9 protein-coding genes are annotated in these 12,283 nt (G+C 70.6%); 3 read left to right on the top strand and 6 right to left on the bottom strand.

What is annotated here, in order from left to right:
• Positions 1-20 precede the first annotated feature (20 nt).
• Positions 21-1,439 (bottom strand): TIGR01777 family oxidoreductase, encoded by a 1,419-nt coding sequence (locus tag LXT21_RS35635; protein WP_254042691.1) that lies wholly within the window; start codon positions 1,437-1,439, stop codon positions 21-23.
• A gap of 31 nt (positions 1,440-1,470) precedes the next feature.
• On the opposite strand from LXT21_RS35635, the gene LXT21_RS35630 reads away from it, so the two are divergent.
• From LXT21_RS35630 to LXT21_RS35620, 3 genes are all read left to right on the top strand, one after another.
• Positions 1,471-2,442: an L-threonylcarbamoyladenylate synthase gene (locus LXT21_RS35630; protein WP_254042837.1), complete on the top strand. Its 972-nt coding sequence runs from the start codon at positions 1,471-1,473 to the stop codon at positions 2,440-2,442.
• A 201-nt stretch (positions 2,443-2,643) separates the two neighbouring features.
• Complete coding sequence (locus tag LXT21_RS35625; RefSeq protein WP_254042690.1) at positions 2,644-3,228, top strand: hypothetical protein; 585 nt, start codon at positions 2,644-2,646, stop codon at positions 3,226-3,228.
• 172 nt (positions 3,229-3,400) lie between these two features.
• On the top strand, positions 3,401-4,417 hold the full coding sequence (locus LXT21_RS35620) for a hypothetical protein (protein ID WP_254042836.1): 1,017 nt from the start codon (positions 3,401-3,403) through the stop codon (positions 4,415-4,417).
• Here LXT21_RS35620 and hemH read toward each other — a convergent pair.
• From hemH to treY, 5 genes are all read right to left on the bottom strand, one after another.
• The gene (gene hemH, locus LXT21_RS35615; RefSeq protein WP_254042689.1) at positions 4,365-5,456 is read right to left on the bottom strand and encodes a ferrochelatase; all 1,092 of its coding nucleotides are present in this window, start codon (positions 5,454-5,456) and stop codon (positions 4,365-4,367) included. The two genes, LXT21_RS35620 and hemH, sit on opposite strands and share 53 nt — an antisense overlap.
• On the bottom strand, positions 5,456-5,842 hold the full coding sequence (gene apaG, locus LXT21_RS35610) for a Co2+/Mg2+ efflux protein ApaG (RefSeq protein ID WP_254042688.1): 387 nt from the start codon (positions 5,840-5,842) through the stop codon (positions 5,456-5,458). Before apaG ends, hemH begins: the two co-directional genes overlap by 1 nt.
• Positions 5,843-5,912: 70 nt before the next feature.
• Complete coding sequence (locus tag LXT21_RS35605) at positions 5,913-6,863, bottom strand: TerC family protein (protein WP_254042687.1); 951 nt, start codon at positions 6,861-6,863, stop codon at positions 5,913-5,915.
• Positions 6,864-6,987: 124 nt separating this feature from the next.
• Positions 6,988-9,126: a glycogen debranching protein GlgX gene (glgX, locus tag LXT21_RS35600; RefSeq protein WP_254042686.1), complete on the bottom strand. Its 2,139-nt coding sequence runs from the start codon at positions 9,124-9,126 to the stop codon at positions 6,988-6,990.
• Positions 9,123-12,224, bottom strand: a complete 3,102-nt coding sequence (treY, locus tag LXT21_RS35595; protein ID WP_254042685.1) for a malto-oligosyltrehalose synthase — start codon at positions 12,222-12,224, stop codon at positions 9,123-9,125. The genes glgX and treY overlap by 4 nt, the downstream gene beginning before the upstream one ends.
• Positions 12,225-12,283 lie beyond the last annotated feature (59 nt).

Genomic DNA, 12,283 nt, shown 5'->3' with positions numbered 1-12,283 from the left:
ATTGTCAAGCTTCGAACCACTCAGCCATGGCGGAACTCCGGGCCCGCCGTGGTGCGGCCGAGCGTGAAGCGCAGCGCCCCCTCCAGCTCCGGGAAGAGGAACGCGTAGCCGAGCCGCTCGGCGGCGTTGGGGAGCACCCGGGCACCCGCCAGCAGGGCCTCCTGCCCCATCTGCCCGAAGAGCGTCTTGATGACGGCCGCGGGCATGGGCAGGAAGGCGGGCCGCCGCAGCACCCGGCCGAGCGTCCGGGCGAAGTCCGCCTGCCGCACCGCGCCCGGCGCCACCGCGTTGATGGGCCCCCGGGCCGCCTGGGTGAAGAGGCTGAAGTGGATGAGCCCCAGGATGTCCTCCATCGACACCCAGCCCATCCACTGCCGCCCCGAGCCGATGGGCCCACCGCCGCCCGCGAGGAACGCGGGCAGCATCTTCGCCAGCGCGCCGTCACGCGCGTCGAGCACCGGGCCGATGCGCAGGTGCACCACGCGGATGCCCGCGGCCTCGGCGGGCGCGGTGGCCGCCTCCCAGACGCGGCACACGTCCGCGAGGAAGCCCGTGCCCGGCGCGCTCTCCTCGGTGAGCGGCTCGTCGCCCCGGTCGCCGTAGATGCCGCTGCCCGCCGCGCACACCAGCACGCGGGGCTTCTTCTTCATCTTCGCCAGCGCCTCGGACAGCGTGAGCGTGCCCTCGGAGCGGCTCTTCAGGATGGCGTCCTTGTACTCGGGGGACCAGCGCTTGCCGGCGACGTTGGCGCCCGCCAGGTGCACCACCGCGTCCACGCCCTCCAGCGCGGCGGTGTCCACCTCCCCCTTGTCCGGCGCCCACGCCACCTCGTGGCGCGAGGCGTCCGCGCGCCCTCGCACCAACCGCTGGACCCGGTGTCCTCCTGTGGTGAGCAGCGGCAGGAGCGCCGAGCCGATGAGCCCCGACGCGCCGGTGACGGCCACGCGCAAGGGGCCCTGGTCCGCGAACGCCAGGTGGCGACGTGCGTCCACCAGGGTCACCCGGTGGCGATAGGCGAACATCCGCTCCAGGGTGTGGCGCGCGAAGCCGCCGCCGAAGAGCCGGCCCAGTGGGCCCACGGGCAGCACGTACTCGATTTCATCCTCGAGGATGGAGGAGTTCGTGGCGGGCTCGGGCCACATGCGATGGGTGTGGACCCACTTCGAGAAGGGGCCGGACACCTGCGTGTCCTGGAAGAGGGAGCCCTCGACGTACGCGGTGTGCTCGGCCACCCAGCGGCGGGGGATGGGGCCCATGTGCATCTTCATGACGACGCGGGCGCCGGTGTGGATGCCGTCGCCGGTGCGCTCGAGCAGCTCCATCCGCTCCCACGGGGGCGTCAGCCGTGCGAGCGCCCCTTCCCGGGCATGCCAGGCGAACAGCTCGGTCGCGGGGATGGGTGCCCGACTGCGCGCCTCGAAGACGAGTGACTTGCTCATGACGCCTCCTGGCGCGACAGTGCGGCATCGCATGGTAAAGCCGGAGCTCGTCGAACGCGCGGTGGAAGTGCTGCGCAGTGGTGGTGTCATCGCCCTGCCAACGGAGACGGTGTATGGCCTGGCGGCCAACGCCGAGGACGAGCTGGCCGTGCGCCGTGTCTTCGCCATCAAGGGCCGTCCGGCCACCCATCCGCTCATCGTCCACCTGGCGGGGGTCGAGCACCTGTCCTCGTGGGCCCGGGAGGTCCCCGAGGCCGCGCGCCGCCTCGCCGAGGCCTTCTGGCCGGGTCCCCTCACGATGGTGCTCCCGCGCACGCCGCGCGCCACGGACGCCATCACCGGCGGCCAGGACACGGTGGCCCTGCGCGTGCCCGGACACCCCGTGGCGCTCGCGGTGCTGAAGGCCCTGGGCGGCGGCGTGGCGGCGCCGAGCGCCAACCGCTTCGGCCGCGTGAGCCCCACCACCGCGGAGCACGTGCGGGTGGACCTGGGGAGCGACGTGGACCTGGTGTTGGATGGTGGACCGTGTGACGTGGGCGTCGAGTCCACCATCGTCGACGTGAGCTCCGGCTCGCCCGCCATCCTCCGGCCCGGCGGGCTGTCGGCCGAGGCCATCGAGCGCGTGCTGGGGCATCCGGTGCCGGTGCGCGTCGCGTCCAGGGTCCGCGTGTCCGGCTCGCTGGAGTCGCACTACGCGCCCCGCGCGGGCGTGGTGCTCGCGGAGCCCGGAGAGGCCGCGGCGCGGGTGCGCGCGTTGAGGGAGCAGGGCTTGAGTGTCGGCGTGCTCGGTCCACGAGGACTGGAGCTCCCGGGCGACGTGCCGCGCTTCGACGTGCCGGAGGACCCGGCGGGCGCGGCGCGCGTGTTGTACGCGAGGCTGCGCGAGGCGGACGAGAAGGGCCACGACGTGCTCGTGGCCTGCCTGCCCTCGGCGAGCGGCCTGGGCATCGCGGTGCGGGACAGGCTCGCGCGAGCCGCCGCGCCTCGTGGTCCGAATCACTGAGCGGTTCATCCTCGCGCCCCGACACGCAAGGCTGGAGCATGAGCGCGGCGCCTCGCGCCACCTGCGACGCGCGACGGGAGACAGCCTCCGCCCGAGTCCGGCGCCGCGCGATATGCCGCGAGCATCGCCGCGTTGTTCAAGATGTCCCGCGTGCGAGGCGAGTCTCCTCCACACGCGGCCCACACCCCGAACGAGGCGACGATGACGATGACGAGACGGTGGCTCGCCCCATGGGCGGGCCTGATGGCCGCCGTGTGCGCATCCGGCTGCACCAGCAGTCCCCAGAAGGCGCTGCTCGGTCGAACCAGCGGGCTCGTGGTCTACGACCTGCCCGCCATGCAGGTGATGAAGGCCGCGGAAGCGGAGCTCAGCGAGCGCGGCTACGCGCTGCTGCCCAGCACCGACCCCTACTTCCTCCAGACACCGTGGAAGGTGAACGGCAGCTACGACATGGGCTCCAGCTGGTCGCGCCTCTACATCGAGGGCCGCGTCCGCGCGGATGGCCGCTTCGTCGTGCGCGCCTACGAGATGGCCGCCACCACCTTCGCCAGGACCCAGGCCCTGCCCTTCGGTCTGCGCCAGACGACGGGCGCCACCCTCGACGACAAGCCCAACGCCGCCCCCGCCGAGCTCATCGCCTCCGAGCCCGAGCTCCAGACGCGCTCCGCCCGCGCCAACATCCGCCGCGACCTGGACCTGGAGTGGGCCATCCTCGAGCGCCTCAACCCCGACTTCGCCCACAAGGTGAAGGAGCAGGTGGACCTCTACGTGGCCCACTCGCCCTGATGACGCATCCGGACAACGCTCGCGGCCCCAAAGAGCACCGCGAGGGCCCCCGGGCGCCCGAGGGCCACTCCCACGGTGAATCCGCCCGGACGCACGCGGCCGGGTGACGGACTTGAATGACTGGTGGGGCTCCGATATCCCGCGTGTACTCCCAGAGGAGCGTCCCCGCGTGATGCGAAGCCTGTTCGGACTGGTCGTCGCCCTGTCGTTGTCCGCCTGCAAGGAAGAACCCCGAGGCCAGCTCGAGCCCATTCCGCGTCCTCCAGGCATGAAGGACGCGCCCGCCCCCGGAGCCGCGCCCACCGCCGCCCAGCCCCCGGTCGACCCGTCCAAGGTGACGCTCCGCTGGAAGCTCGCCGCGGGCACCCCCGTCACCTACCACCTGGAGATGGAGCGCTCCGGCGCCGCCCCCGCGCCGCAGGAGGCCGCCGAGGAGACTGCCGCCAAGGACAAGAAGGGCAAGGGCAAGGAGGAGGCCGCGCCCCAGCGCGCCGCCCCCGCCACGCCCTTCCCCAGCGGCTTCACCTACGTGCTGGAGCGCACCAACTCCGGCGACTACCGCCTGCGCGTGCTCCCCGAGGGCAAGGACACCACCGAGGACACGGGCGCGCTGAGCGAGCGCGGCTTCGTGCTCGACGGCCTCCAGGGCATCAACCGCAACATCGCCGCGCTGGTGCTGGAGCTGCCGCTCGCGCCCGTGGGCCCCAACGACACCTGGGCGCTGGGCACGGAGCTGCTCACGCACGACGCGCTGGGTCCCCTCTTCACCACCACCAAGACGGAGCGCCGCAACCGCGTGAAGCTCACCGCGCTCACCGCCGAGGGCGGCGACCAGGTGGCCACGCTGGAGTACGACCTGCTCGAGCAGCTCTCCGGCAAGGTGACCAGCCGCCGCGCCCCGCCGACGGTGCCCGCGCGCGCGGACGACCCGGCCGAGGAGGAGGCCGAGCCCGTGGACGAGTCCGCCGGTCCGCCCACCACGGACGCCAGCGCCGAGGTGCGCATCACCGGCAAGGGGGAGTTCCTGGTGAAGGCCGGCCGGTGGCGCACGTGGGAGGGCACCATCGCGTCGTCCTCGCGCGGGCCCTTCCCCACCAACGCCCTGCAGGTGCCGCCCGGCACGGTGAAGCTCCAGCTCACCGCGCGGGAGTCGGCGCCCCCTGCTGCCACGGCGAAGCCCCAGCAGTAGCCGCGCCGTCGGACTCGCGCACCATCCGCACCACCGCGTCCACCCACGCCGGGTGGGCGTTGAGCGAGGGGACGAGCGTCAACGACTCGCCCCCCGCCTCGACGAACTGCTCGCGGGCCCGCATGCCCACCTCTTCCAGCGTCTCCAGGCAGTCGGCGACGAAGGACGGGCACATCACCGCCAGCCGCTTCACGCCCTGCTTCGCCAGCTCCGGCAGCACCAGGTCCGTGTAGGGCTTCACCCACGGCGTGCGCCCCAGTCGCGACTGGAAGGACACGCTGAAGCCGCCCTGGGCAAGCCCCAGCCGCTCGACAATCCCCCGCGTGGTGGCGAAGCACTGGGCCCGGTAGCAGTGCCGGTTGGCGTCCGTGAGCGCGTCACAGCACCCCGCGGACGCGAAGCAGTGCCGCCCCGACGTGTCCGTCTTGCGCACGTGGCGCTCCGGCACGCCGTGGTAGCTGAAGAGCACGTGGTCCGCCCGCGCCTCGGCAATCACCGGCCGCGCCACTTCCGCGAAGGCATCCAGGAACGACGGGTGCCCATGGAAGGCCGGCACCGCGCGCACGTTGGGCACGTCCCAGCCGCTGGAGAGCACCTCGTACACCCGCGCGAGCGAGGACGCCGACGAGGACGTGGCCTCCTGCGGGTACAGCGGCAGCACCGTGAAGTCCGACACGCCGCGCGCGCGCATCGCCGCCACCGTGTCGGGGATGGACGGGCTGCCGTAGCGCATGGCCAGCGCCACGTCGTACGCGTGGCCCAGCTTCTCGCGCACCGCCACCTCCAGCGCCCGGCTGTACACCAGGAGCGGCGAGCCCTCCGGCATCCACACCTTGCGGTACGCCTCCGCGCTCTTGGCCGGGCGCGTGGGCAGGATGATGAGGTTGAGCAGCATCCAGCGCCCCACGGGGTGGATGTCCACCACCCGGGGGTCGCTCAGGAACTCGCGCAGGTAGCGCCGCACCGGCCCGCTGTGGGGCGCGTCCGGCGTGCCCAGGTTGACGAGCAGCAGCCCTGGCTTGTTGGCGGGCGTGTTCATCAGTGCAGGGCGTTGGGCAGCGTGAGGGCGAACTCGGCGATGCGCGCCTCGAAGTGCGAGCCGTCCGGGCGCTCCATGTCGTAGCTGCCGCGCATCGTCCCGAAGGGCGTGCGCAGCATCGCCCAGCTCGTGTACTCGAAGCGCTCGCCCGGGGCCACGCGAGGCTGGCGACCCACCACGCCCTCCCCCTTCACCTCCTCCACCTTCCCGGAGGCATCCGTGATGACCCAGTGCCGCGCCTTGAGCTGCGCGGGCGCCTCCCCCTCGTTGACGATTTCCACCGTGTACATGAACGCGTACTGCCCCGACTCGGGCGAGCTGCGCTCGGGCCAGTAGGCCGGCTTCACGGTGATTCGGATGCCATCAGTGGTGGCGCTGGAAGACATGCCTCCACATTTGAAGGCAAGGCCCCCGGGTTGCAAGCAAAACCCCGGCGCCCCCCCCCCGCACCCGGGCTCAGGTCTTGGCGCTCTCCCGGTCATGACCGGGCTCCGGGCTCTTGGGCCAGATGAGCGAGGCGACGATGGCCGTCAGGAGGATGCCGCCAATCACGCCCAGCGACAGGCCGATGTGCATGTGGATGTCGAAGTACGTGATGAGCATCTTCACGCCCACGAAGGCCAGGATGGCGCTCAGCCCCAGCTTCAGGAAGTGGAACTTCTCCATCAGGCTGGCCACGACGAAGAACAGCGAGCGCAGGCCCAGGATGGCGCACACGTTGGACGTGTAGACGATGAACGCGTCCTGACTGATGCCCAGCACCGCGGGGATGGAGTCCAGGGCGAAGAGCAGGTCCGTGGCCTCCACCACCAGCAGGACGATGAACAGCGGCGTCACCTTGCGCCGGCCATCCTCGGTGACGAAGAAGCGGCTGCCTTCGCCCATGCGGGCCACCGGCAGCACCCGGCGCGCCAGCTTGACGATGCTCTGCTGCTCCGGGTCGATCTCCTCGTCCTTGGAGAAGAGCATCTTCACCGCGGTGAAGACGAGGAAGGCGCCGAACAGGTAGATGAGCCAGTGGAAGCGCGACACCAGCGCCGTGCCCGCGATGATGAGCACCGCGCGCATGACGAACGCGCCCAGGATGCCCCAGAACAGCACCCGGTGCTGGTGCTCGGGCGCCACCCGGAAGTAGCTGAACACCAGCAGGAAGACGAACAGGTTGTCGACGGAGAGCGAGTACTCCACGACATAGGCCGTCACCCACTGGAGCGCGGGCGTGCTGCCGGCGAAGTACCAGATGCCTCCGCAGAACGTCAGGCTGATGGTGATCCACACCAGCGTCCAGATGCCCGCTTCCTTGGGCGTCACCGCGTGGTCCTTGCGGTGGAACAGCCCGAGGTCCACGGCGAGCATCGCCAGGACGAAGAGGTTGAAGCCCACCCAGAGCGCGACTTGCGTATTCACGTATGAATCCTGTTTCAGGAACGGCGGGCGCACCCTAGCGGCGGCGCGTCCGGGCGTCGACACTTCCGTGTAACCGCCCAGGCCCCCATCCGCAGGCCTGGTCCACCCGTCCCCGCCTGGAGCGTTACTCCGTCGACGGCCGGCGCAGCACCATCAACGAGCGCCCCGCCACCTGCACCTTGCCGCCCGCCTGCGTGTGGGCGTGCTGGGACTCCTCCGCCGTGGATGTGTCTACCACCTGCTCCCAGTCCGCACCCCACTCCAGCGCCGGCAAGAGGAAGCTGATGGGCTCGTGGTGGGCGTTCATCAGCACCAGCACCGTGTCACCGACAATCCGGTTGCCCTCGTCGTCCGGCGCCGCGATGGCGTCCCCGCCCAGGAGGATGGCGAGCGAGCGCACATAGGGCTTCTCCCAGTCGTCCTTGCGCATCTCCTTGCCGTCCGGCCGGAACCACGCCAAGTCTTTCAGCTCGCTGTCCCACATGTGGGCGCCGCGGAAGAAGCGGCGCTTGCGCAGCACGGGCTGCTCGCGGCGCAGGCGCGTCAGCCGGCAGGTGAAGTCCAGCAGCGCGCGCTGGGTGTCGTCGAGCTCCCAGTTCACCCACGACAGCGCGTTGTCCTGACAGTAGGCGTTGTTGTTGCCCTTCTGGGTGCGGCCCATCTCGTCGCCGGCCACCAGCATGGGCACGCCCTGGGACAGGAAGAGCGTGGCCAGGAAGTTGCGCTTCTGTTGCTCGCGCAGGGCCTTGATTTTCACGTCGGCCGTCTCGCCCTCCACGCCGCAGTTCCAGGAGTGGTTGTCGTTGCCGCCGTCGCGGTTGTCCTCGCCGTTGGCCTCGTTGTGCTTGTCGTTGTAGGTGACGAGGTCGTGCAGCGTGAAGCCGTCGTGCGCGGTGACGAAGTTCACGCTCGCGGAGGGCTTGCGGCCGGACAGCGCATACAAGTCCGAGCTGCCGGTGAGCCGGTAGCCAATCTCCGCCGCCTGCCGGTCATCCCCCTTCCAGTACCGCCGGATGGTGTCGCGGTACTTGCCGTTCCACTCGCTCCACAGGACGGGGAAGTTGCCCACCTGGTAGCCGAAGTCGCCCACGTCCCAGGGCTCGGAGATGAGCTTCACCCGGCTGAGCACCGGGTCCTGGTGGATGATCTGGAAGAAGGCCGCGCGGGTGTCGTAGCCGTGCCTGTCGCGGCCCAGCGTGGTGGCCAGGTCGAAGCGGAACCCGTCCACGTGCATCTGCTCCACCCAGTAGCGCAGGCTGTCGGCGACCAGCTTCAGCGCGTACGGGTGGGTGGCGTTCCACGAGTTGCCCGTGCCGGTGACGTCCAGGTAGTAGCGCGGGTCCTTCTCCGTCAGCCGGTAGTACGCGCCGTTGTCCAGGCCCTTGAAGGACAACGTGGGGCCCAGCTGGTTGCCCTCGCAGGTGTGGTTGTAGACGACGTCGAGGATGACCTCGATGCCCGCCTTGTGCAGCGCCTTCACCATCCCCTTGAACTCGTCCACCTGCGCGCCCGGGGCGCCCGCGGTGCCATAGCGCGCGTCCGGCGCGAAGTAGCCCAGCGTGCTGTAGCCCCAGTAGTTGGTGAGTCCGCGCTCGGCGAGGAACGGCTCGTCGACGATGTGGTGGATGGGCAAAAGCTCCACCGCGGTGACGCCCACCTTCTTCAGGTGCTCGATGGTGGCCGGGTGTCCCAGGCCCGCGTAGGTGCCGCGCAGGGCCTCCGGCACGCGGGGGTTGAGCTTCGTGAAGCCCTTGACGTGCAGCTCGTACAGGACGGTCTGAGGCCAGGGCACGCGCGGGTGGGTGTCCCCCTCCCAGTCGAACGCGTCCTCGAGCACCACCGCCTTGGGCACCCCCGCGGCGTCGTCCTGCTTGTCCTGGACCAGGTCCTCGTCCTTGCCGCCCTGGACGTGGCCGTAGATGGGCGCACGGTAGTCCACCTGCCCGTGGATGGCGCGGGCATAGGGGTCCACCAGCAGCTTGTGCGGGTTGAAGCGAAAGCCCTTCTTGGGCTCGAACGGCCCGTGCACGCGCAGGCCGTACAGCGTGCCCGGCTTCAGGTCCGGCACGTAGCCGTGGAACACCTGGTGCGTGGTCTCCAGGAGCGGGAAGCGGCGCGTCTCGCGCGTGGGCTCCTGTGCGTCGAAGAGGCAGACCTCCACCTTCTTCGCGTGCTCGCTGAAGACCGCGAAGTTGACTCCGTGCCCGTCATACGTGGCGCCCAGGGGAAACGGCTTCCCTGGAAGCACCTCGGCCCTCCTCATCCCGTGCTCCTCTCCAGCAGCACCACCGGGAACCGCTCCAGGAGCGGCGCGAGGGGCAGCACCACGCCACCCGCACCCCGCTCGGGCCGCACCTGTCGCCCGGTGAAGACATCGCGGAACATCATGCCCGCATATGCCTCGGGAAGGTCCAGGAACGTGTCGGCATAGGCGCCGCGGAGCCCCTGGGGGGACTCCAGGGCCTCCAGCACGTAACGCGGCGCGCACACCACCACGCCCGCGTCGTCCAGCTCGCGCGAGAAGGCCACCGCCGCCTGGGAGCGGGGCCCGGACAGCTCCAGCGCCCGGTAGCCGCCCCGCCGGAACAGCTCCTGCTGACGCTGACGCAGCCGCAGCCCGTGGGCCAGCAGGAAGAGCTTGGCCCGCCCGTCATCCAGGCCCGCCACCAGCCGCGAGCACAGCCCGGGGGCGTCCTCGCGCGCCTGGGCGTCCAGCTCCTCCAGGAGCTTGGAGCGCAGGGTGAAGTCCACCGGCCGCCGGTTGTCCGGGTCCACCAGGGACAAATCCCACAGCTCGCAGCCCTGGTACGTGTCCACCACGCCGGGCGACGCGAGCTTCAGGAGGAGCTGGCTCAGGGCGTTGTGCTGGCCCGCGCGCTCGATGCGGCGCTTGAAGACGCGCACCTCCTCCAGGAAGCCTCCGCCCTTCGCCTCGTCGAAGCACGCGTCCACGAAGGACGCCACCGCGTCGTCGTAGGCGCTGTCCGGGTTGGTCCAGGAGGTGCGGACCTTGGCCTCCTTGATGGCCTTGGACATGTACTCGCGCATCCGGCGGTGGAAGTCGGCCCGGGACTCGGGGGACAGCGTCTCCCCCATGGGCCAGGCGCCCACCAGCGTCTGGAGGAACAGGTACACGTCGTTGGCGCTGGGGGCCGCGCCGGACGGCAGGGCCTGCGCGAACTTCTCCGTCAGCCGCAGCCAGCGCCGCGCCAGCTTGCGCCACTCCTCGGGCAGCTCCGTCAGCACGTTGATGCGCGCGCGCACGTCCTCGCTGCGCTTGGTGTCGTGGGTGCTGGTGGTGAGCTGGCTCGCCGGCCAGTGCTCGGCGCGCTCCTGGTTGCGCAGGTGGAAGGTGGTGGTGCGCGTGCCGAAGCGCTCGGGCTCACCGCCCACCTCGTTGAGGCTCACCAGCCGGTTGTAGATGTAGAAGACGGTGTCCTCCAGGCCCTTGGCCATGACGGGCCCCGTCACCTGCTGCAGCTTCATGGCGAAGCGCAGCATGACGGCGCGCTCGCGCTCGTCGGACTGGGGCGGGTACTGGCGCAGGAGGATGTCGCGCAGGAAGTCGAAGATGGACGCGTTGGTGGTGGCGTTGCGCTCCTTGGCGCGCTGGATGGTCCACTCCACGTACTGCACGTCGCGCGCGTCCAGCCCCGGCCGCCAGCCGTCCACGTACGTGCGGTACACGGGGAACAGCGCGATGAACTCCACCAGCGCGCGCCTCAGCGAGTTGAGCGTGAAGTCGCGCGTCCTGCGGCTCATCTCCGAGATGCGGTTGAGCTCGTGCGCCAGCACGTTGATTTCGCTCGCCATGGACACGCGCATGATGAGCAGCTTCTTCTGGTAGACGAGCTCGGCGAAGTCGCCCTTCTCCCCGGTGAGCCGCTCGTACGTCTCCGTCAGGTGCGGCTCCGCGGCGGGGTGCACGAAGACGCCGCTCACCGCGTTGGCGAAGCGGTAGCCGGTGGTGCCGTGCACCGCCCACGCCTCGGGGATGCGCTCGCGGCCGCCTTGAATCTTCTCCACCACCACGTACAGCGCCTTGCGCAGGACGCTGTCCGGCGACTGCGTCACCTCCGCGCGCCAGCGCTCCTTGAGCGACACCTCCACGCCGGGCCAGCGCGTGTCGTCCCCGGCCAGGTCCTGGAGGAACACCGCGTGCGCGCGCTCCACGAAGTAGCGCTCCTGCAGGTCCAGGAAGTACGCGGTCGGGTCGAACAGGCCGTCCGGATGGTCGATGCGCAGCCCGGTGACGCAGCCGTCGCGCAGCCAGCGGAAGACCCGCGCGTGCGCCTCCTGGAACACCTCCGGGTCCTCCACGCGGATGGCCGCCAGGCCGTTGATGTCGAAGAAGCGCCGGTAGTTGATCTCCTCCCCCGCCACCCGCCAGTGCGCCAGCCGGTAGCTGCACGAGGCCAGCACCCGGTCCAACAGGTCGAACGAGCGCGGGTTGCCCGGCTCGCCGTTGAAGACGCGGATGTTGTCCTCGATGTACGCGGCCACCTCGGGGCTCGTCCGCGCCACCGCGGCGAGCCGGCGCTTGATGACCTCCTTCTCGCGGTGCCGCTCGACGACGCGGGGGCGCTCCACCTCGGTGCGCAGCGGCAGGTGCTCGATGGCCGTGAGGATGGAGAGCAGCTCCACCATGGGCTCGGCCTCCGCGCCCAGCTTCGCCTCCAGTCGCTCCAACCCGTGGCGCAGCACGCGGCCGTACTGCCGGGGCGCCAGGGGCAGCAGGTGGTCGTAGTAGTTCACGAAGAAGGCGCCGTCGCGGAAGGACAGCTTCAACTCGCCCTTCTCCAGCACCACGCCGTACTGGTCTCCCAGGATGGGCAGCAGCACCTTGTCGCGCAGCTCGTCCTTCACCGGCGACCAGTCGATGTCGAAGTACTTGGCGTAGACGGACGACGGGCCGTTCTCCAGCACGTCGAACCAGAGCGGGTTGCCGCGCTCGATGCCCATGTGGTTGGGCACCACGTCCAGCACCTGCCCCATGCCGTGCTCCTGCAACGTGGCGCACAGGGCCTGGTGGTCCTCGGTGGAGCCCACCTCCGGGTTGAGGTGCTGATGGTCCACGCAGTCGTAGCCGTGGGTGCTGCCCGGCGTCGCCTTGAGGTAGGGGGACGCGTACAGGTCGCTGATGCCCAGGCGGCGCAGGAACGGCACCACGGCGCGCGCCTGCTGGAAGTTGAAGCCCTGGTGCAGCTGCACGCGGTAGGTGGAGAGCGGCGTGCGCGGGCGCTCGACCAGCGCGTCCTTCACCCGCTTGAACAGGCCCTCGGCCAGGGCCTCGGCGCTCAAGGTGGCACCCGACGAGCCCGTGGGAGCCGTCCCCTCTTCTTCCAATCCGTCGCGGAGCATGGGGCCCAGAGGTAGGGCGCCATCGCCCGCCGCGCCAGAGCCCAGAGTGCCTTCCGACC

This window comes from Myxococcus guangdongensis (assembly GCF_024198255.1).
GTDB lineage: Bacteria > Myxococcota > Myxococcia > Myxococcales > Myxococcaceae > Myxococcus > Myxococcus guangdongensis.
Note: the sequence above shows the minus strand (reverse complement) of the source record. Positions and strands in the feature narration are given on the sequence as shown.

Coding starts and splice junctions, on each gene's coding strand:
- LXT21_RS35635 (WP_254042691.1), bottom strand. CDS start 1,439: ATGAGCAAGTCACTCGTCTTCGAGGCGCGCAGTCGGGCACCCATCCCC.
- LXT21_RS35630 (WP_254042837.1), top strand. CDS start 1,471: ATGGTAAAGCCGGAGCTCGTCGAACGCGCGGTGGAAGTGCTGCGCAGT.
- LXT21_RS35625 (WP_254042690.1), top strand. CDS start 2,644: ATGACGATGACGAGACGGTGGCTCGCCCCATGGGCGGGCCTGATGGCC.
- LXT21_RS35620 (WP_254042836.1), top strand. CDS start 3,401: ATGCGAAGCCTGTTCGGACTGGTCGTCGCCCTGTCGTTGTCCGCCTGC.
- hemH (WP_254042689.1), bottom strand. CDS start 5,456: ATGAACACGCCCGCCAACAAGCCAGGGCTGCTGCTCGTCAACCTGGGC.
- apaG (WP_254042688.1), bottom strand. CDS start 5,842: ATGTCTTCCAGCGCCACCACTGATGGCATCCGAATCACCGTGAAGCCG.
- glgX (WP_254042686.1), bottom strand. CDS start 9,126: ATGAGGAGGGCCGAGGTGCTTCCAGGGAAGCCGTTTCCCCTGGGCGCC.
- treY (WP_254042685.1), bottom strand. CDS start 12,224: ATGCTCCGCGACGGATTGGAAGAAGAGGGGACGGCTCCCACGGGCTCG.